Annotated in this window: 23 protein-coding genes; 20 read left to right on the top strand and 3 right to left on the bottom strand. The window is 48.9% G+C overall.

Going from position 1 to position 26,937, the window contains the following annotated elements; translation table 11 throughout:
* Nucleotides 1-223: 223 nt before the first annotated feature.
* Nucleotides 224-1,117: a DMT family transporter gene (locus tag AC1DF0_RS30285; protein ID WP_477577216.1), complete on the bottom strand. Its 894-nt coding sequence runs from the start codon at nucleotides 1,115-1,117 to the stop codon at nucleotides 224-226.
* Nucleotides 1,118-1,217: 100 nt separating this feature from the next.
* Between AC1DF0_RS30285 and AC1DF0_RS30280 the strand changes: the two genes are divergently transcribed.
* The 11 genes from AC1DF0_RS30280 to AC1DF0_RS30230 all read left to right on the top strand — a co-directional run bounded on the left by AC1DF0_RS30280 (nucleotide 1,218) and on the right by AC1DF0_RS30230 (nucleotide 10,808).
* Nucleotides 1,218-2,108 carry a LysR family transcriptional regulator gene (locus AC1DF0_RS30280; RefSeq protein WP_477577214.1) on the top strand — a complete coding sequence of 297 codons (891 nt, stop codon included), beginning with the start codon at nucleotides 1,218-1,220 and terminating at the stop codon, nucleotides 2,106-2,108.
* 193 nt (nucleotides 2,109-2,301) lie between these two features.
* Entirely contained in the window at nucleotides 2,302-3,249 is a 948-nt protein-coding gene (locus AC1DF0_RS30275) for a helix-turn-helix transcriptional regulator (protein WP_477577212.1), read from the top strand.
* Nucleotides 3,250-3,317: 68 nt separating this feature from the next.
* Nucleotides 3,318-3,869: a DinB family protein gene (locus tag AC1DF0_RS30270; RefSeq protein WP_477577210.1), complete on the top strand. Its 552-nt coding sequence runs from the start codon at nucleotides 3,318-3,320 to the stop codon at nucleotides 3,867-3,869.
* A gap of 71 nt (nucleotides 3,870-3,940) precedes the next feature.
* Entirely contained in the window at nucleotides 3,941-5,518 is a 1,578-nt protein-coding gene (locus tag AC1DF0_RS30265; protein ID WP_477577208.1) for a spore germination protein, read from the top strand.
* 14 nt (nucleotides 5,519-5,532) lie between these two features.
* Nucleotides 5,533-6,681 (top strand): Ger(x)C family spore germination protein, encoded by a 1,149-nt coding sequence (locus AC1DF0_RS30260; protein WP_477577206.1) that lies wholly within the window; start codon nucleotides 5,533-5,535, stop codon nucleotides 6,679-6,681.
* Between the two features lie 25 nt (nucleotides 6,682-6,706).
* Nucleotides 6,707-6,952 (top strand): hypothetical protein, encoded by a 246-nt coding sequence (locus tag AC1DF0_RS30255; RefSeq protein WP_442052820.1) that lies wholly within the window; start codon nucleotides 6,707-6,709, stop codon nucleotides 6,950-6,952.
* 33 nt (nucleotides 6,953-6,985) lie between these two features.
* Nucleotides 6,986-8,089 (top strand): GerAB/ArcD/ProY family transporter, encoded by a 1,104-nt coding sequence (locus AC1DF0_RS30250; RefSeq protein WP_442052819.1) that lies wholly within the window; start codon nucleotides 6,986-6,988, stop codon nucleotides 8,087-8,089.
* 461 nt (nucleotides 8,090-8,550) lie between these two features.
* Entirely contained in the window at nucleotides 8,551-9,192 is a 642-nt protein-coding gene (locus AC1DF0_RS30245) for an HAD family hydrolase (RefSeq protein WP_477577203.1), read from the top strand.
* Nucleotides 9,193-9,276: 84 nt separating this feature from the next.
* On the top strand, nucleotides 9,277-9,705 hold the full coding sequence (locus AC1DF0_RS30240; protein WP_475820822.1) for an SRPBCC domain-containing protein: 429 nt from the start codon (nucleotides 9,277-9,279) through the stop codon (nucleotides 9,703-9,705).
* A 133-nt stretch (nucleotides 9,706-9,838) separates the two neighbouring features.
* Nucleotides 9,839-10,087: a hypothetical protein gene (locus tag AC1DF0_RS30235; RefSeq protein ID WP_477577201.1), complete on the top strand. Its 249-nt coding sequence runs from the start codon at nucleotides 9,839-9,841 to the stop codon at nucleotides 10,085-10,087.
* A 268-nt stretch (nucleotides 10,088-10,355) separates the two neighbouring features.
* Nucleotides 10,356-10,808 (top strand): VOC family protein, encoded by a 453-nt coding sequence (locus AC1DF0_RS30230; RefSeq protein ID WP_477577199.1) that lies wholly within the window; start codon nucleotides 10,356-10,358, stop codon nucleotides 10,806-10,808.
* Between the two features lie 626 nt (nucleotides 10,809-11,434).
* Here AC1DF0_RS30230 and melA read toward each other — a convergent pair.
* Entirely contained in the window at nucleotides 11,435-12,817 is a 1,383-nt protein-coding gene (melA, locus tag AC1DF0_RS30225; RefSeq protein ID WP_477577197.1) for an alpha-galactosidase, read from the bottom strand.
* 145 nt (nucleotides 12,818-12,962) lie between these two features.
* The gene (locus tag AC1DF0_RS30220) at nucleotides 12,963-13,835 is read right to left on the bottom strand and encodes a helix-turn-helix domain-containing protein (protein ID WP_477577196.1); all 873 of its coding nucleotides are present in this window, start codon (nucleotides 13,833-13,835) and stop codon (nucleotides 12,963-12,965) included.
* A 147-nt stretch (nucleotides 13,836-13,982) separates the two neighbouring features.
* Here AC1DF0_RS30220 and AC1DF0_RS30215 point away from each other — a divergent pair, with 147 nt between their 5' ends.
* The 9 genes from AC1DF0_RS30215 (at nucleotide 13,983) to AC1DF0_RS30175 (ending at nucleotide 26,815) form a co-directional block, all read left to right on the top strand.
* A complete protein-coding gene (locus AC1DF0_RS30215) occupies nucleotides 13,983-14,942 on the top strand; it encodes an acetylxylan esterase (RefSeq protein WP_442052812.1) in 960 nt (319 codons plus the stop codon).
* A gap of 83 nt (nucleotides 14,943-15,025) precedes the next feature.
* Nucleotides 15,026-16,780 (top strand): sensor histidine kinase, encoded by a 1,755-nt coding sequence (locus AC1DF0_RS30210; protein WP_477577194.1) that lies wholly within the window; start codon nucleotides 15,026-15,028, stop codon nucleotides 16,778-16,780.
* Nucleotides 16,781-16,782: 2 nt separating this feature from the next.
* Nucleotides 16,783-18,447 (top strand): response regulator, encoded by a 1,665-nt coding sequence (locus tag AC1DF0_RS30205; RefSeq protein WP_477577192.1) that lies wholly within the window; start codon nucleotides 16,783-16,785, stop codon nucleotides 18,445-18,447.
* A gap of 94 nt (nucleotides 18,448-18,541) precedes the next feature.
* On the top strand, nucleotides 18,542-20,230 hold the full coding sequence (locus AC1DF0_RS30200) for an extracellular solute-binding protein (protein ID WP_477577191.1): 1,689 nt from the start codon (nucleotides 18,542-18,544) through the stop codon (nucleotides 20,228-20,230).
* Nucleotides 20,231-20,322: 92 nt separating this feature from the next.
* On the top strand, nucleotides 20,323-21,222 hold the full coding sequence (locus AC1DF0_RS30195) for an ABC transporter permease (protein ID WP_441943305.1): 900 nt from the start codon (nucleotides 20,323-20,325) through the stop codon (nucleotides 21,220-21,222).
* Nucleotides 21,223-21,237: 15 nt separating this feature from the next.
* Nucleotides 21,238-22,119, top strand: coding sequence for a carbohydrate ABC transporter permease (locus AC1DF0_RS30190; protein ID WP_477577188.1), 882 nt, complete (start codon nucleotides 21,238-21,240; stop codon nucleotides 22,117-22,119).
* A 1-nt stretch (nucleotide 22,120) separates the two neighbouring features.
* Complete coding sequence (locus tag AC1DF0_RS30185; protein WP_442052806.1) at nucleotides 22,121-23,536, top strand: GH32 C-terminal domain-containing protein; 1,416 nt, start codon at nucleotides 22,121-22,123, stop codon at nucleotides 23,534-23,536.
* A 36-nt stretch (nucleotides 23,537-23,572) separates the two neighbouring features.
* Nucleotides 23,573-25,732, top strand: a complete 2,160-nt coding sequence (locus AC1DF0_RS30180; protein WP_477577186.1) for a DUF6259 domain-containing protein — start codon at nucleotides 23,573-23,575, stop codon at nucleotides 25,730-25,732.
* 132 nt (nucleotides 25,733-25,864) lie between these two features.
* Nucleotides 25,865-26,815: a hypothetical protein gene (locus AC1DF0_RS30175; protein WP_477577184.1), complete on the top strand. Its 951-nt coding sequence runs from the start codon at nucleotides 25,865-25,867 to the stop codon at nucleotides 26,813-26,815.
* Nucleotides 26,816-26,937 lie beyond the last annotated feature (122 nt).

Below are 26,937 nucleotides of genomic sequence, written 5' to 3'. Positions count from 1 at the left end.
AGCTGATGCGTAAAGAGCTATACGAACTTCTACACGGCTATCAACGAACAAGCGGATGGATTACTTGGTAAAAATAGAACTTTAAATTTCAAGGCAGCCCATTTCATGGGTTGCCTTGATTCAGTTTAAATCACATAGGGTGAACGTGGAATGTCAGAAAAGCCAGCAGGAGCAGCATCATGCCGGATAGAGATTCACACTACATGCCTTCCGGTCCCATGCGTCATTCATTTTCCTTTTGCAGAAGTTTCAGTTTGAGGTTCACCAATGAAATGCCTGCGATAATTAGTACGAGTCCCGCCACCAGTTTGGAAGTGATCGTTTCACCCAAGAAAAGAACACTGGTCACGATCGCAATGAGAGGGACTAGAAAATTAAACGAACCGACTTTGCCAGCTTCGCCCGATCCGACAAGCAGAAAGAATATGAGCCAGGTCAAGGCAGTGCAGAAAATCGAAATAATCGACAAAGACGAAAGGAATGACGGGTTCCAAACGATATCCGTCCAGCTTTCAACGGTTGAGCCCGCAACCAACAATACGATTCCACCAAAGATCATCTGAACAGTAACCAACCAGATGGCATCGACCCTTGTCGCTGTTTTCTTTATATAGATGGTACCGAACGTCCAAGTGATCGTGCTGGCTAAACCGAGCAGGATGCCGACGGTGGAAATACTACCAGAGCCTCCGCTTACGCTGACGACAGCAACTCCAATAAAGCCGAGAATCAAGCCGACCATTTTCAAACTGGTCATGGATTCACCCAGCCACAACCAAGCGCCGACGCCTAGCAGAACAGGCTGCAAGAATACGATCGTTGAGAACAGTCCGGCTGGCATAGCTTTAAGTCCGTATGTTTGAAAGACGAAAAACAGAATAATATTCAGCAATGCGGAGATTAGGTAGATATGCCAAGTATGCTTCAAATTAAGCTTTTTGTAGCGGGGTAAAGCGAAAGGAAGCAATATGAGACCCCCAATAAAGATCCTCAAGCCGGCGAAAAGCAACGGAGGAGCGAATTCGAGCGCATATTTGGAGAGCGGCCAGTTCACCCCCCACATTGTAACTAGAAACGTTAAATAAACAATAGTACGTGTTCGCGAAAGTTGCATCATGTGTCTTCAGCTCCTGTTGTGGATTTGTTTTTACCATGATACAATGCCTCATAAGATAAATGAAATGAATGTTTTCTATAGAGGTGATATCAAAATTGTTATGACACATTCACAACTGATGTTATTCGTGAAAATCGCCGAGACCGGCAATTTTACAAAAGCTGGAGAGCAATTGAATATGACACAGCCTGCCGTAAGCCGAGCCATCTCCACGCTTGAATCGGAATTGGGGGTCATCCTCATGATTCGGGATAAAAAGAAAGGGATCATTCTCACCGATATTGGGAAGCGCCTGACTGTCCTATTCAGAGAGATTTTGCACGGCTACAATAAAGTGGAGCAGGAGGTAACGGCCGAGAAAGGGTTTGAAGTCGGTACCGTTCGCATTGGGACGTTCCCGATTGTGTCCTCACAGTTCTTGCCGAAAATGTTAAAGGTGCTCGGGGAGAAACACCCTGGGCTGACGTTCGAACTGTACGAAGGAACGATTGACGAGATTAAAGAATGGTTGTCTTCTAGAATAATCGATGTCGGTTGGATTATTCCACCGAACGGTGAATTGGAAGGGATTCCGTTCTTCAAAGACGAATTGTGTCTGCTTCTTCGGGACGATCATCCGTTGCAAAGCCGTACGACAATCCATATCACTGATCTGGACAATGAACCTATGATTGTATGCAAAGGCGGGTTTGTAACGCCGATTTATGAGTTGTTTCAGCAATTCGGAATCGTTTTGCGCGTCAAATATGACGGACACAATATAAGCACGGCCTTGAGCATGATTCAAGAAGGGCTGGGTGTGGCGATCGTATCGACAACTTCGTTGTCGTTGTCGGTGCTGCCACCTAATGTCCGCGTCCGGACAATTGAACCGCAGCCGTTCAGAGAGATTCACTTGGCGGTTCCGTCTCTGAAGGAGGCTCCTCACGGGGTGAAGCTGTTCCTGCAAACCGCAAGGGAGCTTTATTTATCCGGAGACCGGAACCGCTAATGTGCAAATTTGCATAGAGTACTAGTTTATCTCGCTTAACTAACGGGAGACGCTAGTGGAACATTGAAAGGGCTGCCAATGTGGTAGCCCTTAATTTCGCTGACAGGATAGTTCCAATTTGATAGTTGGGTAGCTTACTGTGTTAGAATAAATAAAAATAAACCTGGATGATGGCTCAGCGGGGGAAACGAAAATGAACAAAACCGACCGGCAGCTCGCCATAATGCTTGAACTGCAACGGAGCAAGATATTGAGAGCAGAAGATATGGCTGCTTTATTTGAGACGAGCGTGCGGACAATCTATAGAGATATTCAAGCCCTGAGCGAAATGGGGATTCCTATATTGGGAGCCCCCGGACAGGGTTATTCCCTGATGGAGGGGTATTTTCTTCCACCAATCGGGTTTTCGGCTGAAGAGGCGGTAACCCTGCTCATGGGTACAGATTTTATTGAGCAGCGGTTGGATGGTGATTTTGGAAATATAGCTAAGGCGGCTCGGCACAAAATTGAAGCCATTTTACCCGAAGCAGTGCGCGGTGAGTCGATGCGCGTTCGGGAAACCATGAGGCTTCTTCAAGCTAGCGAATCGGTAACCGGCTTGAGGGAAAAAGACTATCTCGGACAAGCACGGCGCGCGATTTTGGAACGGCGAAAACTAAGGATTTCATACCAGAAAAATATGCCGGAGACGGACGGCAATCGAAAGAGTATGCGTGAGGTCGCTCCGTACGGACTGTCGCTCGTTGAAGGTTATTGGATTTTAATCGGGCACTGCGACCTGCGGCAGGATATCCGCCATTTCCGCTTGTCGCGAATGACTGAGCTAGTCGTTCTGGATAAACACTTTGCAATGCCGCATGGCTTTAACTTAAGCCATTACCGTCCGCCGGACGACCGCAACGAACGCGTACTGGTTCGAGCCAATCCAGAAATGGCCGATAAAATTTCCGAAACCGCTAACTTTTATACGGAAGCGGTCGAAGAGCGGACCGACGGAGTCTGGTTCCATTTTCGCGTTCGAACGCCGGAGGAACTGTTGCACCTTATCCTCAGCTGGGGAGGAGACGTCGAGGTTCTGGAACCAGAGTCATTACGTTGCCGGATTCGGGAAGAGGCAGAAAAAATTTTTAAACGCTACTGACATGCTGTTGTCAGTAGCGTTTTTTTATACTGGGGTTATACCCCAGATGAATGAGGAGTGTTGTTTAAATGAGAAGTACAGCGGAAGCATTGCAGGCGTTTGAAGTGACGGTTGGAGGATATTTAGTTGAACTGGAAAACCTCACTATGGAGCAATTACTTGCAAAGCCTAACGAGGAGGAATGGTCAATTGGGCAAATGTATATGCATTTGATTCAGTCGGCTCAATTCATGCATCTGCATAATGTTGACCAATGTTTAAACGGAAGCGAGGCTGTACTGAGGAACACGGGGGAAAAAACAGTGAATGGGAGAGCCGCGTTCGAGCTTGGAAGCTTTTCGCCCATTCGGATACGAGTCCCGGCTTCGCCGCAGTACACACCGCAGCAGCCGGATAGTAAGAAGCAGCTGATGGAAGGACTTCGTGGCGTAGTGAAACGGATGAAACGTACTGAAATCGCTTTGAGTCAGGCGCCCGAAGGGAATAGAATACTTCATCCAGGTTTCGGCGCGTTAAACGCTACAGAGTGGTTTTTGCTGGTAGAAATGCATTACAGGCATCATCTATTGCAGTTGGAGCGGTTGCGTTGCTCCGCAAACGTGGTCATTCGACCGAACTGAATAGTGCATATGGGTAAGGGCAATACTGGTAATCGAACCATAAAAGCACATGCGGGCCGGGTGATACGATCATGGAGAGCAACAGCGGAAACAGCGATACCAATGCACAGCAAAGCTCGCCTCAAGCTTCCGGCATCCCGAGCGACAGTACGATGGGAAGTACGAATCTTAAGCATCCCGCCATTCCCATCTCGCACTCTCTCCAAGATAATCTGCGTTTTCTGGAGGATGTGTTTCGGGACAGCTCGGACATTAATTTCAAGCACTGGAGCTATGGGCCGGGTTTGGGGGAGAGGGCATGCTCCGTCTACTATAATTCGCTCGTGCAGGAAGATACGATCAACTATATGAAGCTGTCCCTCCAGGATTTGACGACGCACGAAATCGGGCCTGGAATGAACGTAACCCTGCACGACATACAATATTTTTTTGGGCAGCAAGGCGTATCCGAGAAAAAAGCCGAGCTCATAAACGATATGGAGGCAGTCGTCGATGCCATATCGAGCGGTCGGCTCATTATTATTTTCGATGGATGGGATCACGGGTTAAATTATAAAGCGGAGTCCGTCGAGACGCGGCAGGTGATTGAACCCGTCAACGAATCGGTCGTGCAAGGGCCAAGAGAGAGCACGGTCGAAAATTTGCAAAAAAACTTAGGTTTGCTTCGGCTCCGTCTGAAGACTCCGAAGTTCAAAATCGTTTTAATGTCGGGCGGCGGCGATACAAAGACAACGGTCGCGTACGGATATATTGAAGGAACAGTCGACGGCGAACTGTTGAAAGAATTCAAAACGAGGATGGAACGGATCCGGGATGTAGAAATTTTAGAAACGTCTTATATCGAGCAGCTTATCGAGGACTCGACATTCTCGCCGTTCCCGCAGCATCGATATACAGAAAGAACCGATATGGCGGTCGCCGGACTCTTGGACGGTAAGATCATCGTTCTTGTCCAAGGCACGGGAGGCATGCTGTTATGTCCCGGCCTATTTACCGAGTTTTTTCAGTCGAGCGAAGATTATTACCAGCGGACCGTTATTTCCACCTTGGTGCGCTGGCTGCGCATATTAGCCTTTATTATTGCGCTCTCACTGCCAAGCATTTATATTGCGCTGTCGACTTATCATCCCGAGCTTATTCCGACGGTTCTCCTGCTCGCGGTGCTGAATGCCAGGGAGGGAATTCCGCTTCCGGCTTTCTTCGAGGCTTTGCTCATGGAATTTTTTTTCGAGCTCATGCGCGAGGCAGGGGTTCGTTTGCCCCGTCCCATAGGTTCCGCGGTAAGCATCGTAGGAGCGCTCGTAATCGGGGACGCGGCCATAAGCGCTGGAATCGCATCGCCGATCATGGTCATCGTGGTAGCTCTAACGGGTATAGCATCGTTCTCCATCCCGCAGTACGGCATTGCGATTGCGCTTCGTATACTGCGGTTTCCCTTGATGGTCAGCGCAACGTTATTGGGCGGGTTCGGCATGATGGTCTGTTTCATCATCATCCTGCTTCATCTAAGCAAGCTGCGCACGCTCGGCCAACCGTATTTGGCGCCGCTTGCGCCGCTCCGGCTCTCCGAGTTGCGCGACGTCGTGCTGCGCGCTCCGCTTAAGAAGATGCTTCGAAAACCCCGCAACTTGCATAATCAGAAGCCGTAATGGAAAGGAACCGTATGAGAAAGCTTGGACGTGCGTTTGTACTTTTCATCGTCTGCGTTCCGCTCCTATCCGGCTGCTGGAGCAAATACGAGCTTACGGAGCGAGGCTTCGTTATGGGCGTAGCACTCGATCTCGGAGAAGAGGGGGATATCGAGATGCTGACCCAGATCTATCGTCCGCTCTCTTCCGAATCCGGAAAAACAACGACGACATCGCCGCTTAGCATCAACGTTAAGACGACTGACGATACCGTCATGGAATCAATACGCGATATTCCGATCCACTTAGGGAGGAAGGCGCAATGGAGCCACATGCGCGTCATCATCGTTGGAGAGGCTTTGGCAAGAAGTGCGGATGTGAGTAAAATACTCGACCTGTTTTTACGGGACCATGAGCCGCGCAGCAGCGTCAGCTTGATGATTGCACGGGGGAGAGCTTCGAAAATGTTCGAGAAAAAGCCGCTCATCGAGCAAACGACCGCTCAGCAATTTCTTCGTACCGAGGAATCGTCCTACCGCAATTCAGCCAAGACGATCGATACCTCGCTCCTTGATTTAGTCATGCAATTGAAGAGCGCGCATCCGGATGCCGTCGTAGCCTATGTATACGAGAACAAGAAATCCGGAGAAATTTTCTCTGCCGCAGGGCTCGCTTTGTTGAAGGATGGCGTAATGAAAACCGTGCTGCCTTCCAGCAAAGTGGAGGGTCTGGTCATGCTGCGCAACGAGTATAAAGCAGGCGTCGCCCAGATTGCGTGTCCCGGGCTGAAAGGGTTCAAAGAAACGGCTGAAGTATTGTCCCTGCATGTGAAGACGAAGCCGATCGTAAATGGTGACGAAATAAAGGTTGCCGTGAAGATGCGAGGCGAGATTGCGATTACCGAGCTGAGATGCTCGAGAATCGAAACGATTCAGGATGAGCGGAAATTTGTCGCTGCCGTAGAGAAAGCGCTCAAAAAACAGGCAATCGACTCGATCGCATTCGTTCAAAAACAAAAATTGGACGTAATCGGAATCGGAAACAGCATATACAGAAAAAATCCGAAAAAGTGGGAATCGCTTAAGCAAAATTGGGACGAGCAGTTCGCCGAGCTACCGTTCGATATCCAAGTCGAACTTAAATTGGTTACCGGTGGCACGATCAAGAGCCGGCCGGCTTACTAGTGATCGGATAACGGGGGGAAACCGAATGTGGGAGCGTCTGATTGTCGTGATCGCAGCTGTTGGCGGGATGCTGCTATACGACGGCGTAACGCTAAGGAAGAAAATAACGAGACGGGAAAAAGGAGTGTACGCCGTTATCGTGGCGGGCTGTCTGTATATGGGGATCGATTACGTTGTAAACCGCGATTGGTTTGACATGTACGACATCGTCGAATTCGCGCTTGGCGAAGCAGCGAAGCAGGTTGAAGCGACGTTAGGCGTAAAATGGTAGCATCGCCGCATTAACGAAGGAGGAGCGCCCAGTATGGAAACGGATAAGCAAAAAATCAGCCATTTTCAATTGGGCGTGCTGTTTTTCGTATACATGACAGGCTCTTCCATTATCAATATTCCCGGTCCGCTCATCGGCAAAGCCGGCAATGGAGCCTGGATTTCGTTGTTGGTATCCGGAGCGCTTGGCTATATGATGCTAATGATGCTGCTTTTTCTTCATAACAGGTTTCCAGGATTGAATTATGTCGAGTACAGCCGGAAACTCGTCGGCAACGTCATGACGGTCGTTATCGGACTGCTGGCGATAAGCTTTATTCTGCAAGAGCAGTCGGGCATCGTCATGGACGTCGGCTTGTTTATGGTGAGCTCTATGTTAAGGGAGACGCCGATATACGTCTTTACCATCCTTGTTTTTCTCGTAGCCGCGTTGACGGCGAGGGCAGGACTGGAGGTTATGGCCAGAATGTTTACTCTTATTATGCTGCTGACTTCGTTCTTCATTATCGTCATCCTGCTATTGGCTATACCCGATTATAATCCATTGCAGTTGCTTCCCGTATTGCCAAAGGGATTAAAGCCGGTCTTGCATGGCGCGTATTTCACGTTCGGTTTTCCTTACTCGGAAGTTTTTTTGTTCGGTATGCTGATTCCGTTCGTGGAGCGCAGTCAAAGAAAGCGAGTGCCGAAGGCGCTGATGCTTTCGTTAGGCCTTAACATATTCACATTATGCATGGCGACGATTTGCTCGATTATGGTATTTGGCGCCTATGCGGGAGATCGGCCTTACGTGCTCTTCAACATGGCCAGGCTGGTTGAATTTCAGGAAGTCATCCAACGAATCGAATCGATTATCGGGATGTCGCTCATTCTCGGCTCATACATGAAGGTAACGGTTACTTTGTACGTCCTCAGCTTGTTCGTAAGCGGGTTGTTCGGTCTCAAAGAAAGCTCGGCCATCGTCATGCCGCTGGCTTTGGCCGGATTTCTAATGGGGCTTGTTACGTTCGACGGCGCAACGCAGTGGGGCAGCTTTATAATGTCGATTCATCCCCTCTGGACGGGAGCCGCGTATCTATTGCCGCTGCTGTTGCTGACGATCGTGGCCGCCTTTCGCAAGCCCGAGTCTTCTGCTTGATGCGAGACAAGGCGGTCTATTCTCTTTTAATGAGTAAGGAAAAAAAGGATGATGGGGTTTGCCGGAACGAAGATAAAATCGTCTATATTCAGACTAATAGAAGAACCGGGAAGTCCAAGTAATTGAATCCATAAAATCAAAGCAGCCTAACTTCAATGTTAGGCTGCTTTAGGTTAGCAACAGGTGGCCAAGGTTAGTCGAAACAATTGCCGGACAACAAGTACTTTTATACAGCCCTGTGATCCCCGAAAATGCACGATATATTAAGTTAGACGGGCAAGTTAGTTACAATATATGGTATAATTGAGCCGGTCATATTTATTTTCGAAGGGGCCTTGGGTCGGATCACGTTCCCCATTCTATTATTTAGTAGATCCAGAGGACCGGAGGACAATAAGAAATGGAGGGTTCATGCGTGATGGCACGCATGGTTGCCGCAGCTGACAAAGGAGAACGAAACAATGAAAAAGTACATACTCTTCGATCATGATGGTGTTCTGGTCGATACTGAATTCTGGTATTACAAAGCGGGAGAACGCGCTCTGGCTGACATTGGATTTACCTTGGATAAAGATCAATACCTTCGCGACATGACCCAGTCATTTGGCACTTGGTCACAAGCTAGGGCGGCAGGTATTAATGAACAGACCATCAGCAAGCAGCGTGAGGTCCGCAACGTCTATTATCAGGAATATCTTAGAACAGAAGCCATAGAGATTGAAGGCGTAGTTGAAACGCTAGCCGAACTGTCAAAGTACGTCCGCATGGCCATCGTGACGACTGCAAAACGTGAGGATTTTCAACTTATTCACGAAAAGCGCCAGATTATACAATTCATGGAATTCGTCCTTGTTCGCGAAGACTATGAACGCGCCAAGCCTCACCCGGAACCATACTTGACCGGCCTAAAGCGCTTCGGAGCTACCAAAGAAGAGACCCTGGTTGTAGAGGATTCAAACAGAGGGTTGAATTCTGCCGTAGCGGCTGGTATCGACTGTGCTATTGTCCATAACGACTTCACAAAAACACATGACTTCTCACAGGCCAGCTATCGAATCAAGACTCTGATTGAACTAAAGGACATTATCCTGAATGTAAACTGAGAGAGCATTCGCCAGCATGTCCCATACTCACTTTCATCATCATAAGCATCAAACATAAAATATTCAGTTAGAAAGGAGCAAGACATGGTAAATATCGAGCACTTGCAAACCGTACATGTTCCAGCGTCAAAGGTGTATGAAGCTTTAACCACCGCTGTTGGGCTGTCAGAAATATGGACCAATGAACTCATTATTCATAATCAGATTGGTTTTATTAATGAATTTAGATTCGGCAGCAATGACATAACGAAGATGAGAATAGAAGAATTAATCACAAACAAAAAAGTCGTTTGGCAGTGTATAGATTCAGATCCAGAATGGATTGGAACGATTATTTCTTTTGATATTCAAGAGAAGAACGGGAAGACTTTTATTACGTTACGTCATAAGAACTGGAAAGAAATAACGCCATTTTATCGTTCCTGTAACTATAACTGGGCAATTTTTCTTTATAGTCTCAAATCCTACTGTGAAGATGGCGAAGGTCTCCCCTATCAAAAACGTAAGTTTTAATAATTTAAGTCATAATGCTCATTTCGCTAACGGAGAACGTTAGCGGAATTAAATATCCAACGCGGCAACCGGACAAATACGGTCGGTTGCCTTTTTCTTGAACTAACAGGCTGTATAGTGGGGAAACTTACTATTGCTCGCAATGCTTGGCATGACCGTCAGCATGCTGTTCACGCCCGTCATCGCCAAAAGCATGACGTTGAAGGCGATTAATATTTATTCGGGGCCGGTCGGCATCGTCCTTATGGCGCCGCTAACCGGAGGCGAGCAGTCAAGCCAACGCTTGGGTGCTCTTGTTGTTTTTAGGGGTTATTACGGGCGTTGTCAGGGATATGGTGGACTCGCGGCGTTGCGGTTGCCGGACCGGGAACGGCAGATGTGACGAATCGAAAGGACGAAGGGAAGAAGCCAGGCGGCAGTGTTTCAACTTAATAAAGCTTTTATGATTAAAAAAAGTGGCTGCCGTGTAATCGGAAGCCGCTTTTTAGTTTTGACGGGCAATATAAAGGCATATACCAGGAGTTAAGAGTTTAATTGGAACGATTAATCTGCAGCAATTCTGGAACAGTTCGAAAAGGAATTAGTAAAGTTTGTTAGAATAAATATCAAGGTGATCGGTAATGAATTTTTGCACATAAGGAGATAAAACGATGGAAAATAACAAATTACTAAGAATGGACAATGTTGGCATCGTTGTAGAATCCCTTGATGACGCAATCTCTTTCTTCGAGGAAATTGGCTTGAAGCTCGAAGGACGGGCTACTGTCGAAGGGGAATGGGCTGGTCGCGTAACCGGGCTGGGTTCGCAGTGTGTAGAGATTGCTATGATGGTTACCCCAGATGGCCACAGCCGAATTGAACTTTCGCGATTTCTCACCCCGCCTACTATTTCAGATCACCGAACTGCTCCCGTGAATGCTCTTGGTTATCTACGCGTCATGTTCACCGTCGAAGACATTGACGAATTGGTATCCAGACTCACAAATCATGGTGCTCAGCTCGTTGGCGAAGTGGTTCAGTACGAGGACTCGTATCGGCTCTGCTACATTCGTGGAAAAGAAGGACTTCTAATCGGTTTGGCGCAACATCTCGGTAATAAATAAGTGACGTGCAATGTGCGAGTATCCTAATTTAATCTATAAGTAGTTCATTTCGTTCATAACAACAAACCGGCAGCAGATCAGAGATCTGCTGCCGGTTCATGGACGATCCGATAAGCAAAGCAAGGTTGGTGCAGAAAACAAAATTGGATTCGCGGTATCCAGCAGAGCATATTTTGTAGAATCAATATKGGTGGCATGTCCACAAATGACTATACTCGGATTTATCGCACGAGTGCAGCCGTGGAGGGTTTAAAACACTAGGCTGCATGTGCATTGCAGCTTGGCTGCTGCTGCTGTACTCGAAAACATGAAGGCGCATCATGCACCGTCTCCGCAACAGATCTAGATTCAGAAACAAAATTAAAAAAGATCACCTTCGTCAAGTCAACAAGTCCGCAAATACCAGGAACAAAATAGATGCTTCTTATGTGAGATCGTGGTTCAATACGTATAGTCCAAGCATAGGGTAAGTTAAATAACGTTTTGTCACCGACGGAAGCTTGAATGTATAGCGGAAAGTAGACAAAGGATTATCGCATGAAACAGACCGACTGTTCATTCGCATTGAATGAACAGTCGGTCTCTTTTTTAGGTTAGATATAAAATATGAAGCAATAGATTAGAACTTAAACGAATGATTTATTAAGGGTTTGTGGCTGAGGAAGGTCAACCCAGGTGCGGTTTTCTCCATTGAACTGGGGCAGCCAAGGTGCTAGTGCGTCCAGCATTTCGTCAACCATGCTCCATACCTGTTCGGTACTGCAAATGGCTGCCGTTAACGGATCGTGCAGAACGGCCTGCTTCACCAGTTCGCGATTACCGGTTAGAGCAGCTTCTACGGCCATCTCCTGAACGCTGATGCTGGCACGGCAGGTAGCCGCGCAAGCAAGTGGGAGATCTCCAATCCAGGTAGGCGCAATACCGTTCCGGTCTACGTAACACGGAATTTCAATCGTACTATGATCCGGTAGGTTAGTGATCAGTTCCTTATTCTCAATGTTAAAGTTCCCACGGTATACCCGGCCGGTCTCCAGTGCCTCAATAATGTAAGAACCGTGTTCCTCCGAACGCTGGCCGAGTGGAATTGACTCTAATTCCCCGCTTAACCACTTCGGATACATCGCTTTATAATCCTCCAGACGGGTTCGGCAATGCTCCAAATAACCTGCGGTCACTCCGCCGATCCACTCTTTATCGTTTATCCACTTATCCATGTCCGCCGATTTCTTGCGGTACCACGGCAAGTATTCGCTTAAATGTCCGTTTGATTCGGTTGAATAATAGCCGAACCGTCGTAGGACGTCAATACGGCAGGGTTCAGTTTGCGGAAGTGTCGGATGGTTTTCGAACGCTTCGAGCAGCCTTGGCAGCATATCTTGCCCCTTATGGGTAAGTTTGACGAACCATGTCTGATGGTTGATGCCGGCGCAAACCTGATCCAATTCCTCCTGCGGCAGCCCCAGCGCTTCGGCGATTTGCTCATGGCCGTGCTGTACGCCATGACATAATCCTACGACTCGTACACCGCCCGCGCGGCGAACGGCCCAGGTGTTCATGGCCATAGGATTCGAGTAATTGAGCAGCAGTGCATCGGGAGCTAGCTCTCGCATGTCGCGGGCAATGTCAAGCAGCACCGGAATCGTACGGAGAGCAAAGAAGATGCCTCCCGGCCCCAAGGTATCCCCAACGCATTGTTCGACGCCGTATTTTAAAGGAATTTCAATATCGTGCCGGTAAGCTTCAAGCCCCCCAACGCGTGCTAGGCAAATGACGTAATCAGCGTCTTTAATCGCTTCTCTTTGGTCTATCGTAGGCACAAGGGTAACCGACTTCAGTCCATTAATATCAAGCATATGCCGACTGAGCGTGGTCACCATGTCTAGATTTTCCTTATCGATGTCCATTAATCGGAATTCCGTATCACGAAACTCCGGAACGGCCATGAGATCCATAATTAATCTGCGGGTAAAGCCGATACTGCCTGCGCCAATCATTGCTATTTTTAACATTGCAAACACCTCCGTATAAAATAATTGCTCTATAATTCCTCTCGGGAATAATCATAGATCCATATAGGGAGGGAGTAAATAGCAATATCTTTTCGCGATAGTCTAACAATATTGCTCATCAATCCGAAAGTGTTGGACATTCCAATCAATCGATGAAGAGATGGTTAGCCGGAATGTCGTCGTCCGTGTTTTCCCGGAATTGCTGCGGAGAATCCCCCATCATCCTGCGAAATACTTTTCCGAAGTAGCTGCTGTTATCGAACCCAGTGGCGGCGGCAATCGCAGCTACGGACTGATTTGTTTGACGAAGCAGCTTTGAGGCTTCCTCAATGCGAATTTTGGTCAGTTGGTGAATAGGAGTCACGCCGGTGCTTTTGACAAAAAGTCTGCAAAAATGATATTTGGAGGTGCCTGCCGCCTCTGCGATTTCTTCCAGCGTAAGGAATCTATGATATTGGCCTTCCATAAATTTTATTGCCGCGGATACCGAAGCAGGAACGGGTTGACCAGCTTCAGGTTTGCCATCGATGATTCGGTGGCAGGCGACAATCCATTCATAGAGGCGAACGGAGATGTCGTATTTATCCTGCAATGTCTTCTCGTTGGCGCTCTGCATCATCTCCCAAAGCATGGCGATCGGCTGTGCATTCGGTTTTAAGGAAATGACAGGCCCGTTGGTCTCGATAATTTCGTTCCAATGGGCAAAAACATGCGAGCCTGTCGCGGTTAAAAAAATGAATTCCCAAGGCGTTTTGGATTCCGAACTGTAGTAATACTGATGATTGCCTGGGATTCGAACAAAAAAACCGTGGTTCTTAGGTACGGTGTAATGTTTGCCGTCGTATACCAAGTGTCCTTCACCCGAGAGTGTATATTGAAAAACCACAAACTTATCGTCACGCGCCAATCCGTTCCAACTATAGCTTTCGTTCACGGTGCTTTCCCAGCCGATCGTTCGAATAGCCATTAAAGGATTAGATTGATCCGAATATCGAAATCCGTAATTTGTTCTAAGCAAAATAATACTACCTCCTACTCAATATTTTTCTATTGAATTCAGTGATGATATGCCGTAAATTCGGAATGAAGATGAAAGTTGATTGTTAATATTGTACTACACGAAACATATGAATGCGTTTAAAAAATTCCAGAGGTGATGATAGACATGCCGCTTATTGATATGCCGCTCGATCAATTGAAGACCTACGGAGGGAGTAATCCGCGCCCTTCGGATTTTAACGATTATTGGGATAATGCGCTTAAAGAGATGAGAGCGCTGGATCCGCAGCTCGAACTCGTCGAGAGCGAGTTTCAGGTTCCGTATGCCGACTGCTTTCACCTTTATTTCACAGGTGTAGGTGGGGCTCGGATTCATGCCAAATATGTAAGGCCAAAGCATGCGGTTAAGCCTCATCCCGCAATTTTGCAATTTCACGGCTACGCACACCATTCCGGCGATTGGGCGGATAAACTAATTTACGCGTCCTTAGGCTTTTCCATCGTAGCAATGGATTGTAGGGGACAAGGCGGGCTGTCTGAGGATAAAGGAGGCGTGAAGGGAACGACCTATAAGGGACATCTCATTCGCGGATTGGATGATCATCCCGACCGGTTGTTGTTCCGTGATATCTACCTCGATACGGCCCAATTGGCCGGTATCGTCATGGCGCTGCCGGAAGTAGATGCGAGCCGCGTTGGCGCAACTGGAGGTTCGCAAGGTGGCGGACTTGCGCTGGCATGTGGAGCGTTGGAGCCCAGGCTGAATCGGATTGCAGCTAGTGTGCCGTTTTTGAGCGATTACAAGCGGGTGTGGGAAATGGATCTGGCAAGGGATGCTTATGAGGAGTTAAGAACCTTTTTCCGTCATCACGACCCTCAGCATCTCAGGGAAGATGAAATATTTACGAGACTTGGCTACATCGATGTCCAGCATTTGGCGGAGCGAATCCGTGGCGAGGTTATGATGGGCGTCGGTCTGCTGGATACGGTATGCCCTCCTTCTACACAGTTCGCTGCTTACAATAAGATTATTTCAAACAAGCAATTGGAGATTTATCCGGATTTCCTGCATGAGCGGTTACCCGGCTTCGAGGATCAGGTTATCCGTTTTATGCTTGAGATGTAAGAGGGGCTTATTGCCTCTCTTTTTGTTGTCTCCCGGAAGACGGACGAGGTATGATTTAGTTAGCGAACTACGAGGGGGGAAACATGATGATAAAAATAATGAAATCGCTTACAATTTATCCGAAACTCGTCTTGTCCTTTTTGCTTATGATCATTCCCATCTACGTTTCCAGCCTCATGATGAATCAATCCGGCCAAGACGTCGTTCAGAAACAAATATCCGAGTCAATGGCTTCTCGCGTCCACTTTTACATGACGTCTCTTGAAACCGAGCTGGCTCGGCTGACGAGACTAAAGCTGGAATATGTGAACGATGATGACCTGTTGACGCTGGGGACGGTAGCCGAGAGACTAAATGATTTTGAACGTTCCCGTACGATATTAGCGGTGAAAAACAAACTCTATTTGCTCAAAAGCTCCAGCCCTTTCGTGAAGAACGTGCAGCTCTATATACCGGCTCTGGGTAGGAGCATAAATGCAAACAATTACGATGACACGATTCCGGAGGAAGAACTGAATGCCATTCTCGATCCGGTCAATATGAACTCCCCGATCTTCAGCCTACAGAACCGACTGCTTCTAAGCGGAGTATATCCGGATGCGGTATACGTGAATCGACAGCCTGTGTTGGCCATGGAGATCGAGCTTTCCTTGCCAGAGATTGAACGCACGCTCTCCAGCATGGCTGGCGGCGAGCAAGGTGGAGGCGCAGCATGGGTGAACGCTGATCTGCGGTGGCAAGTTTCCTCTGGCATTGAGGGAAAGCTGCTGGAGGAGTTTACCGATACGCTTCGTTCACAGCATGGAGAAGCGCTGCTTGAGCCGGGGCAATTCATGTTGGATTTGAATGGCATTTCATATTTCGTCGCGCATGAGTATTCATCCGTGCTGGATACGACGCTTGCTGTATTCGTTCCGGCGAAGACGGTGCTTCAGCCGCTTAACAAGCATCGCGACTGGATATGGATTGTCTCATTCGTTTCCTTGCTGTTAACCGTTATTTTCTCGTATTGGATACACAGGCTTATTCATAAGCCCATTAAGCGGTTGATCGGATCATTTCGCAAGGTCGAGAAAGGTGACCTGACCGTGAGGGTCTATCATCGGAACCAAGACGAGTTTCATTATCTTTACAATCAATACAACAATATGCTTGAGCGCATACAAGTGCTGGTTCATGAAGTGTATGAGCAGCAAATTCGGTCCCAGCAATCCGAGCTAAAGCAGCTGCAATCGCAGATTAACCCTCATTTTTTTTATAATAGTTTCTTTATTCTGCAGGGGCTCGTGAGGATGAGGGAACATGAGCTGGCGGATCGGATGTTCCATCATTTAGGAAGCTACTTCCAGTTCATTACCCGCAGTGGAGCGGAAAGCGTTCAGCTCAAAATGGAGATTCATCATGCCGTTTCCTATGTTGAAATTCAGAAGATCCGCTTCTCCGGTACGGTTGAGGTTGAGCTTGGCGAGGTGCCGGAAGCTTGGGAGAGAGTCATGGTCCCGCGCCTAATCGTGCAGCCATTAATTGAAAATGCCTATATGTATGGGCTCGAGAACAAGATCAGCGGCGGAAAGCTGCGAATTCGGTTTCGCGAAGCCACAGCGATCGAGCTGCATATCGAAGTGGAGGATAACGGCGATTCACTGGATGAGGAACAATTGTTTCGTTTGCAGAAATCGCTGGCTTCATCTGACCGTGCCATGGAGACGACCGGAATACTTAACGTGCATCGCAGGCTGCAATTGAAATTTGGGCAGAATTGCGGTTTAAGCGTTTCGCGAAGCGAGTTGGGCGGATTAAAGACGCAGATCATCATTCGTAGGATGAAGGAGGATTGAACATGATTAGGCTGCTAATTGTCGATAATGAGCGATTGATCGTAGAGAGTCTGCTAGATTTGTTCAGCCAGTCAGGCAAGCTGGAAATGGAGGTGTTCGGTGCTTATTCCGGCGCAGAAGCTATGGATGTACTTGGCCGAATGAAAGTGGATATCGTTCTTTCTGATATTCGAATGCCGGGAATGGATGGCCTCGAGCTGCAAAAGGAGATTGTCAGGCAATGGCCTTGGTGCAAAATCATATTTTTGAGCGGTTATGACGACTTTGATTATATTCAACAGGTGCTGCGCAACGGCGGCGTGGACTACCTTCTGAAAACGGAAGGCCATGATGCCATTTTGCGGTCGGTAGAGCAGGCTGCTGCTCAATTATTTGAGGCAGTGGAATCCAAGCAGTTGATTCGCAATGCGGAGCGCCAAATAAAACTTGCGAGGCCTTTGCTTCTGAATGGCTACATGCTGGACGTCATTCAAGGAGATCCKGATTCGCTTAGGAAGCTGGAACAAAGGTTCGTAGAGCTTCAAATCCCGCTTAGCGCGAAGGGCAAGGTGCTGCTAGTTATCGGACGGGTAGACGACTGGCATGATGAGTTTAGCAACGGGGATAGGGATCTTATGCTGTATGCGATCCAGAACATAGCCGAAGAGTATTTCGGTAAATCGACAAATTGCTTAACAGTGAGTTACGAGAGAAATAAGCTGCTATTGATTCTTCAACCGCTGGATCGCGGCGAAGCAGAGAATTGGACGGTCCGATTCGTCCAAGGCACAATCGAGACGATTCAAATGGCTTGCAAGCAGCTGCTTAAGCTTAGCGTTTCATTTGCAGCGGCTGGAGAAATGAGGTCGTGGGAACAAGCCCCGGGGCAGTTTAGTGCATTGAAACGATTGCTCGGCCGGGGACTGGGCATGGGCAAAGAGCTGATTTTGTTAGATGGACAAGGCTCCAAAGGGGGAGCCCCGGAAATGGAGGTCCAAACTCATGAAGTCCGCAGCCAGCTGGAGAAGCTCGGTACATTAGCGGTCTATTTGGAAAACGGGCAAAGACAACATTTCCACACAGAGTACAGCAAACTCATGGGAGTGGTTCGAGGCACCATGAAAACGGATGACTCTCTAAAGCTGGAGATTTATTACTCTCTCGTTTCTCTCTTCCTGTCTTATATGAACCGCTGGGGCTTGCATGCCGAAATAAGCACATCGTTGGATATGAGCAAGCTGGCAAGGTACGATGCGCATCGCTCCTGGGACGAAGCGGATGACTATCTGTCGCTGCTGTCGGAGAGGTTGTTCGAGCAGAAGCATAACGATCAGATTTACCAGGAAGACGATTTAATCAAGCATGTCCAATTATACGTGGAGCATAATCTGGCAGGCGATTTGTCTTTAACCCGCATTGGCGAGGTAGTGGGCTACAATCCTTATTATTTAACGAGGTTATATAAACGAATCACGAACGAATCGCTGACCGATTTCATTACGGACGCTCGGTTGGCAAGGGCCCAGAAGTTGCTTTCGCAAGGGCAGATGATCGTTCAGGATATCTCCAAAGCTATCGGCTTCATGACGGAGCAATCCTTCTACCGTTTTTTTAAGAAAGAAACGAATTTGACTCCTCAGGAGTATAGGGACCGGCATGAGATATCCAAAAAGGATAATCGAAAGTGAAAATCGGCGAGTAGAGAGCACGGATTCGAAGGACCTATAATTAGGCTAGCAGAGCGGGATGAAGCATCTGTATATGATCATAGGGGGTAAGTATATGAAACAAAAGAGCTTTAGTATGCTGTTGACAAGCGTGCTGGTTTTTACGCTTGTTCTTACGGCCTGCAGTAACGGAGCGAATGAGAAGCCGGTGAATACGGACGGAACGTCGCAGCCGGGTGCATCTCAAGGAGAAACAATTGAAAAAGGAGATCCGTTCGAGAAATATGATCCGCCCGTTGAGCTTCATATCGCACGTCCAATAGAACAAACGTGGACATATCCGCAAGGCGACAGTATCGACAATAACGTTTGGTATCGGGAATATGAGAGTCTGCTTGGCATAAAGGTTGTGCATGACTGGACGGCTCTTGCCAGTGAATATAACCGAAAGCTGAACGTATCGATTGCATCGGGAAGCTTGCCTGAGGTGTTCTCTGTATCAGCGAGCCAACTGAAGCAGCTGGCGGACGCTGGACAATTGGAAGATTTGACTGGAGCTTATGAGAAGTATGCTTCCGACCATACGAAGGAGCTTCAAATGGGAGATGGAGGTGCTGCGCTCGCTTCTGCTACGTTCGGAGGCAAGCTGCTTGCCATTCCGGTCGTAAATGCCCCGATCTATGAGCCGAACCTGCTGTGGGTGCGAACGGATTGGTTGGAAAAACTAGGCTTGCCCGAGCCCAAAACGATTGAGGACGTATTTGCAATATCGGAAGCGTTTACAAATAAGGACCCAGATGGCAATAGCAAGAACGACACGTTTGGCATAGCGATTAACAATTATTTGTACGGCCCGATTACATCCATTACCGGATTCTCCAACGCCTATCACGCTTATCCCCAAACCTGGGTAAAAGACGACAGCGGCAAGGTGAGCTATGGCTCCGTTCAGCCGGAGATGAAGCAAGCGCTTGCGAAGCTGCAGGAAATGTATAAAGGCGGTCAGCTGGATCGGGAATTCGGCGTAAAGGACAGCAACAAAGTGGCAGAAGACATTGCCGCCAACAAGTTTGGCATGGCATTTGGAGCCAATTGGAATCCGTATGTGTTCTACGATGCCGTTAAGAAAAACCCAGGCATGGAATGGAAGCCGTTTCCCGTGCCATCGATAGACGAAACGCCGACTAAGGCAAGCGCAGGATTCTCGGCCAGCGGATATGTCGTCGTACGCAAAGGGTTCAAGCACCCGGAAGCGGTCGTCAAAATGCTGAACCTGCACGAAGAAGTCGTTCATGGCTCGAGAAGGAATGAAGGCCAATTTATTACGGTTGAAGAGGGCGGGGAACGAATCAACACCTCAAGGCTCTCGATCGTACAATCGGGTGTGTCCAATCAAGGCGTGCTGGATTCATTGGTGCTGCTGCGGGAAGCCATCAAAAACGAGGACGAGAGCCTGCTGAAAGATGCGCTGACGGAAACGGATAAATACGGTCCTACCGTTGATTATCTGAAGACCGGCAATATGGAAAATTGGGCAGTTGCGCACCAATACTTCGGCTTTGAGGCCACTATGGATAACTATACCGGCGATAGACTGCTGATGACGGCTTTCGGAGGGCAGACGCAGACCATGACGGATAAGTGGGCTACGCTTGACAAGCTAGAGAAAGAGACGTTTACCAAAATCATTATGGGAGCTGCATCGGTTGATGAGTTTGATACCTTCGTCGAGGACTGGAACAAGCTTGGCGGAGAGCAGATTCTGCAAGAAATTAATGACTGGTTATCCTCTCAGAAGCAATAAGCAGGAGAAATAGATTGAAGTTTGACGAAGGGGAAGATGAAGGGTTGTCATCCTCCCCTTCAAACGTTTGGAAGGGTGGTGCACAGAGAGAAATGAAAGCTGCGAAATGGATGCGGGAGCTGCCGTTGCATCTGCTGCTGTTGCCGGGGCTTGTCCTGGTTCTTATTTATTGTTATGTCCCCATGCTGGGGGTAGTTATCGCTTTCCAAAAGTTTACGATATTCAGTGGTTGGTTTGGTTCTCCATGGATCGGATTCGACAATTTTAAATTCGTGCTGGATATGCCGAATACGGGGCAAGTGGTATGGAATACGATTTTCATCGCCTGTATGAAGATCATTGCAGGATTATTCGTACCGATCCTCATTGCGATATTGTTAAATGAAGTTACCCGCTCCTCCATAAAACGGGGGGTACAAACGCTAATCTATTTGCCCCATTTTTTATCATGGGTCATTCTCGGAGGCATTCTGATCGATTTGTTGTCTCCGTCAGAAGGAATCGTGAACGCGCTCCTGGGTAAGCTCGGAGTAGAACCTATATTCTTTCTTGCAGATAACCGTTGGTTTCCGGCGGTGCTCATTTTCTCGGACGTTTGGAAGGAGTTTGGCTTCAGCACCATTGTTTATTTAGCGGCGATTACGAGCGTCAATCCAACGCTCTACGAAGCAGCCGTCATGGATGGAGCGAACAGATGGAAGCAGACCCTGCATATTACGCTGCCCGGCATGATGCCGATTATCGTACTAATGGTGACCTTGAGCCTTGGAAATGTGCTGAATGCGGGGTTTGACCAAGTATTCAATCTTTCTAATCCGCTCGTATACGAGAGCGGTGATATTTTGGATACGATGATCTACCGGATCGCGTTTAACGATGCACAGTACGGAGTAGCAACGGCTGTAGGCTTGTTTAAGTCCGTCGTTTCCTTTCTGCTGATTTCGGTGTCCTACTGGCTGGCTTACCGGTTCGCGAATTACCGAATTTTCTAGAGAGGAGAGACTAACTTGCAGCATATTTCCTGGAGCAGACGCCTGTTCTTGGCCGTAAATTCATCGTTTCTGATTTTTTTGGCTTTCCTATGTTTTCTTCCGTTGATTCACGTGATGGCGGTTTCCTTTAGCGACAGCGCCGCGGTAGCAGCCGGACAGGTAACCTTCTGGCCGGTCGACTTCTCGCTTAAGTCTTATGATTTCATAATAAGCCGGCCGGAATTTCTCCGTTCGCTTGGTATCACGGTTGAGCGAGTAGTGCTTGGCACCTTTATCAACATGATGCTGACGATCATGATCGCCTATCCCTTGTCCAAGGAAGCGAGATCGTTCCGCTTCCGCACGGGCTACGTCTGGATTTTCGTATTTACGATTCTGTTCAGCGGCGGCCTGGTACCTTGGTATATGACCATCAAAAATACAGGGCTTCTGGATTCGATCTGGGCGCTCGTTATTCCTGGTGCCGTTCCCGTGTTCAACGTCATTCTGCTGCTCAATTTCTTCCGTGGGCTTCCCAAAGAGCTTGAGGAATCCTGCTTTATAGACGGCGCGGGACATGTAAGAACCTTGTGKAGCATCTATGTGCCGTTGTCCCTGCCTGGACTTGCTACCGTAGGCTTGTTCACGATCGTCGGGCATTGGAATGGTTGGTTCGACGGTCTTATTCTCATGAATAAACCGGAGCATTACCCCTTATCGTCCTATTTGCAGACGATCATTATCAATTTCGATTTCTCGCAGGTTAAGCAGGAGGATATTCACAAGCTGTCGCAAATATCCACGCGAACATCCAAGGCTGCGCAAATTATTGTAGGAGCGCTGCCGATTTTGCTGGTTTACCCTTTTTTGCAAAAGTATTTTGTCAAAGGAATCGTGTTAGGGAGCGTGAAGGAATAGCATGGGTAATTTCTTTTATAAACCGGAGGATGGCTGGCTGGCGGATGTCATACCGTTTCATGAAGACGGGGAGTTCAAGCTGCTTTATTTGAAGGATTGGCGGGATAAGGAAACGTTTGGCGAAGGCACGCCGTGGTTTCTGATTGGCACGAAGGATTTTGTAACCTATACGGAGTATGGCGAGGTGCTTTCAAGAGGAGGGGAAACGGAGCAGGACCTTTATATCTATACGGGATGTCTGATTAAAGTAGGCGAGGTGTACCATATTTTCTATACCGGCAACAATTTTCATTATCCCGCTCAAGGCAAGAAGCAGCAGGCGGTTATGCATGCGGTCAGCAGTGATATGATTCATTGGGAGAAAATACCTGAAGATGCTTTTTATGCGCCTGCCGACCGGTATGAGGAGCATGATTGGCGAGATCCGTTCGTGTTCTGGAATGAAGAAGCGGGCGAATATTGGATGCTGCTGGCCGCCCGGTTAAAGGAGGGGCCTTCCAAACGCCGCGGATGCGTTGCTTTATGCGCCTCGAAGGATTTGAAGAGCTGGGAGGTTAGGGAGCCGTTCTGGGCTCCTTACTTGTACACAACCCACGAATGCCCGGATCTGTTCAAGATCGGGAAATGGTGGTATCTGGTCTATTCCACATTCTCCGACCGGACGGTGACCCATTACCGCATGAGCGAGTCGCTGCAGGGCCCATGGATTGCGCCAGAGAACGATGGTTTTGACACACGGGCCTTCTATGCGGCTAAGACGTGGACCGACGGAGAGCGGCGATACGCATTCGGATGGAATCCGACGAGAGAAGGGGAGCATGATGGCGGCACTTGGCAGTGGGGAGGCAGTCTTGTCGTTCACGAAATCGTTCAGCAGGGCGACGGAACCTTGCTGGTAAAGGTGCCTGAAACCGTAAATGCGGCATGGACCAGCGAGAGGCCATTCTCTTTCACGGAAGCGCTTGGCCGCTGGGAGTTGAATGGGGCAAGAGCCGCCGCTGAGGCTGAAGACTCCTTTGCCTGTGCCTATGCAGGGATTCTGCCTACGCAATGCAAACTCACGGTGAATGTTGCATTTGGCGCGAACACACGCGGCTGCGGAATTATTTTACGAGCGGACGAACAGCTGGAGCAGGGATATATGATTCGGCTGGAGCCGGGAAGGAACCGGATTGTACTGGACCAGTGGCCAAGAAAGGGAGATGTACCTTACGTCGTAGGCATGGAAAGGCCGGTGGAGCTTTTACCGGGAACCGATTACGAACTCCGCGTGTTTCTTGACGGATCGGTGTGCGTGGTTTACGTGAACGATGCGATTGCTTTGAGTACGCGGTTATATGATTTTCAGAAAGGGGGGTGGGGAGTATTCGTAAGCGAGGGAAGCGCAAGCTTCCAGACAAGGTTGCTTGAGTCTTAACCACGGAGAAGCAGGTATCAGGAGAGGGGATTCATAATGAAATTTCATGTCAAAAGGCAATTGGTGGCATGCATGGCATTGATCCTTGTATTCGGCATGCTTAATGGATTCGCTTCCGCCAGCAGTGCGCTGGTCACTTTGAATTCAAGCACAGGGGCCATAAACTTTACCTACGGCAGCGTMAGCCTGGCACTTGGCAATAGCAGCCCGTTAACGGGCATTCGTCACCTGTCTTTAACGAATCTGTGGAATAACTCCTCTGTTTCCAGTTCGGCTATCAAGAAAGGGCATACGACCTTCGGGCAAACCTGGGGAGCCGGCTCCACCAGAGCAGAATTAGAAACGACCGTTGCTGCGAAGTATGACGGCACGCTTACCGTCAGCCAACATGCGGATTCGGCCGCGCAGGGGATCTCGGGTATTCAATGGGGACTAATTGTGCCCGATTCGTATGACTTGATTATTCCGGTATTGGGGGGCATTCGCCTTACTGCGGATTCGCCCGATGCGGCCTATGGCTTCCAGCAGTTCGACTATCCCAACATATGGGAAGCGCAGATGTTTATCATTCAGGGCGAGGGCGGCGGCATGCTCGTGCATGCCAACGACGATGCCCGATTTTTCAAGACACTGCACGTCAAGCATGAAAACGGGAATTTCTACGTAGGCATGGAAACGCACAGTCCCGCGCCATTCCAGGAAACGACCCGTGCGGTGTCTACCGATTGGCGGCTCCGGGCTTATGAAGGAGATTGGGTGAATGGCGCAACAAAGTATCGCGAGTGGGCGGACAAGAAGTTTGATCTGTCCAAGCTGGCAAGGCTTCAGCCGGAGTGGGCGAAGGACATCGCGTTCACCGTTCTGACGGACTTAGAGGACAAACCGCTGCTAGAGTCATTGGCGCAACAGGTAAATGCTGAACAAACGCTCCTTGTCGTACCTGGCTGGCGATCCGATCCATACGATGTCAATTTTCCGAACTATTCGCCAAAACCGGACATTGCGGATAAAATCGATGCCGCACAAGCGCTTGGCTTCAAGGTCATGCTCTATGTCAATATTTTTGGCGTGACTCCTAGCAATCCTGCTTATGCAACCATGCAGCCTTATCAGGTTAAGGATCCGTTTACTCTTGATCCGATTTATTCGGAGTACACCGCAGGCTCGGATCAGATTAAATTCGCACAGATTAATCCGGCTTCGCAAGCCTGGCGCGATCTGTTTGTCGGCAAAATGGTCGATCTCGTCCAAGAGGTAGGCCCCGATGCGATCCATCTGGACCAATCGCTGCTGATGTATAATGACGCCAACGGCTTGATGGACGGCATGAACATGATGCAAGGGAATATTGCCCTGCATAAGGAATTAAGAGAAGAGCTGCCGACCAATATTGCGCTGGGTGGCGAGAGCCTGAATGAAATTACTACGCGGTACGAGGCCTTCGCGCAGCGCCACGCTTATGGCATTTTTGCTSCAACGGGTACTTGGGATAATAACAAGATCGACCAAGTCGTGCCGGCGAGCTCGGCTATTTTCGCTCCTTACACAACGATCTACGGTCATCCCGATCATGCAAACCCGTTGACCGAGGACTATTTTATCGCTTGGCATAAGGTTGTCCAGAACCGTCTGGGTGCCATTCCCATGCTTTCAAGGCCTAACTATGATCAAGTCGCGAATGCAACGCCACTCATGGAGCAGTTTCTGGATGAGGTTCGCTGGTACCAAGCCGAGAAGCCGGCTGCGGATTTTACGAACTGGTCGGATACCACGTTATTTGCGTTCCGAACAGCCGATGGGGAAGCGGCCAAATATGTGAGAGATGCGTACGGTGAGAAGCTTACCGATTACAGCTTGGGAGCTCCCGCTGCAGGAGAGGACGTGCTTCGCTATTTATACGGGAACGAAACAGTAGAGCTTCCTGGCCGGATTCCGGATTGGTATCTATATGACACGACAAAGCTGTTCGGCCTGAATCCGGAAAAAACATATCTTTATAGCAAAGAAGCCCGTGACCCCGATGCGTTCCATGTCTATGAATGGCCGTCCGACGTAGCGATGAAGCGGCTATCTCTCAAAACAAGCCACGCCGTATTATCGCTGGAGGACAAACAGCAGCCAGCCACCATCGATTTTCTGAATTATCCGGGCCCGATCCGGGCAGGCGAAAAGCTTGGCGACGGTACTGTTCATTAAACAAGCGCGCCTTTCTCGTCTGAAAACGGGTTTTCCCATACGTTTGCACAAGGCGGAACCGTGCAGCACTGGGGAGACCGAATGCTCGCCCATCCTCCTTATTCAGGGCAATGGGAAGGAGGACATACGTGGTTGGAATTCGACGTGCTGCTTCCAGAAGATCGTACGTCCGTATTTAAGACGGGCGTTCAACTAGGCTCCGAGCAGAATGTGCTAAGCAGCGACGGCGTAACCTTCAAAGCGTTCGCTTGGGAGAAAGCAGCTCCAGCTGCGACGCGTCCCGTTCTAAGCGAGGAACAATTCAGCAGAAGCGCGTCTCCTATATCCGTGGAGCTGGATTTGGCTTCACTCGCAGGCAAGGAAGTTACGATCCGGTTGGAGACACATCCAGGCACCACCGTAGACAACGACTCGGCCGTATGGGTAACGCCGCGCGTCGTGATTGATCCTGTGGCAGGTACTGCACGTACAGTAAATCTGAAGCTAGTGAGCCCGCAGACGATTACATCCGTGGAATCGTTATCCGGCTTGGCTCAATATACGGATCTTGGCAATCATCGTTACCAGGTTACGGCTCCTGCTACCGATATGCTGTATCTCATTTACGGTACTTCTGCTCCGGTACAGCTTCCGCTTGCTTTGTCCGATGAACCTTTCGATTCGAGTCTCCTGTTCGAGAATGGTACGGAAGGAGCACCGCAAGGTCCTTTCGGAGGAAGTGCCGGTGAAGGCTCGGTGCTAGGTATCGAAAAGCAGGGACTGGACGCCCACCCGCCTCAGCGGGGGCAGACGCATATCGACTACGCTTTAACGCTTCCGGCAGGCGTTGATACAAAAATTAGCGGATATATAGGAATCAAGGACGGCGCGGATGATTCGCAGGGAGTCGGCTTCCGTATTGCGGTAAACGGGCATGTGCTATGGTCGGAGGACCTTATGCCTGGAGGGGCATGGACGCCGTTTAGCCTTGCTTTGGACGATTATGCCGGAAAGTCCGTTGTCATTACCCTGATTACGGACTCCCTTGGGGATTACGGATATGATTGGGCTTTCTGGGGAGAACMAACACTTAGTCTGAATTAAAGGGGCTGGCATGCCGCGGAATAATTGAGGGAAGTTATCCTCTCTACAAAGGCAAGGCGTTACAAGCAGTGATATCAGGCTTGCTCTGACATCACTGCTTATTTCGTTACGGGGTAACACTC

It is taken from the genome of Paenibacillus sp. 05T425 (genome assembly GCF_056396205.1).
Note: the sequence above shows the minus strand (reverse complement) of the source record. Positions and strands in the feature narration are given on the sequence as shown.

Coding starts and splice junctions, on each gene's coding strand:
- AC1DF0_RS30285 (WP_477577216.1), bottom strand. CDS start 1,117: ATGATGCAACTTTCGCGAACACGTACTATTGTTTATTTAACGTTTCTA.
- AC1DF0_RS30280 (WP_477577214.1), top strand. CDS start 1,218: ATGACACATTCACAACTGATGTTATTCGTGAAAATCGCCGAGACCGGC.
- AC1DF0_RS30275 (WP_477577212.1), top strand. CDS start 2,302: ATGAACAAAACCGACCGGCAGCTCGCCATAATGCTTGAACTGCAACGG.
- AC1DF0_RS30270 (WP_477577210.1), top strand. CDS start 3,318: ATGAGAAGTACAGCGGAAGCATTGCAGGCGTTTGAAGTGACGGTTGGA.
- AC1DF0_RS30265 (WP_477577208.1), top strand. CDS start 3,941: ATGGAGAGCAACAGCGGAAACAGCGATACCAATGCACAGCAAAGCTCG.
- AC1DF0_RS30260 (WP_477577206.1), top strand. CDS start 5,533: ATGAGAAAGCTTGGACGTGCGTTTGTACTTTTCATCGTCTGCGTTCCG.
- AC1DF0_RS30255 (WP_442052820.1), top strand. CDS start 6,707: ATGTGGGAGCGTCTGATTGTCGTGATCGCAGCTGTTGGCGGGATGCTG.
- AC1DF0_RS30250 (WP_442052819.1), top strand. CDS start 6,986: ATGGAAACGGATAAGCAAAAAATCAGCCATTTTCAATTGGGCGTGCTG.
- AC1DF0_RS30245 (WP_477577203.1), top strand. CDS start 8,551: ATGAAAAAGTACATACTCTTCGATCATGATGGTGTTCTGGTCGATACT.
- AC1DF0_RS30240 (WP_475820822.1), top strand. CDS start 9,277: ATGGTAAATATCGAGCACTTGCAAACCGTACATGTTCCAGCGTCAAAG.
- AC1DF0_RS30230 (WP_477577199.1), top strand. CDS start 10,356: ATGGAAAATAACAAATTACTAAGAATGGACAATGTTGGCATCGTTGTA.
- melA (WP_477577197.1), bottom strand. CDS start 12,817: ATGTTAAAAATAGCAATGATTGGCGCAGGCAGTATCGGCTTTACCCGC.
- AC1DF0_RS30215 (WP_442052812.1), top strand. CDS start 13,983: ATGCCGCTTATTGATATGCCGCTCGATCAATTGAAGACCTACGGAGGG.
- AC1DF0_RS30210 (WP_477577194.1), top strand. CDS start 15,026: ATGATGATAAAAATAATGAAATCGCTTACAATTTATCCGAAACTCGTC.
- AC1DF0_RS30200 (WP_477577191.1), top strand. CDS start 18,542: ATGAAACAAAAGAGCTTTAGTATGCTGTTGACAAGCGTGCTGGTTTTT.
- AC1DF0_RS30195 (WP_441943305.1), top strand. CDS start 20,323: ATGAAAGCTGCGAAATGGATGCGGGAGCTGCCGTTGCATCTGCTGCTG.
- AC1DF0_RS30185 (WP_442052806.1), top strand. CDS start 22,121: ATGGGTAATTTCTTTTATAAACCGGAGGATGGCTGGCTGGCGGATGTC.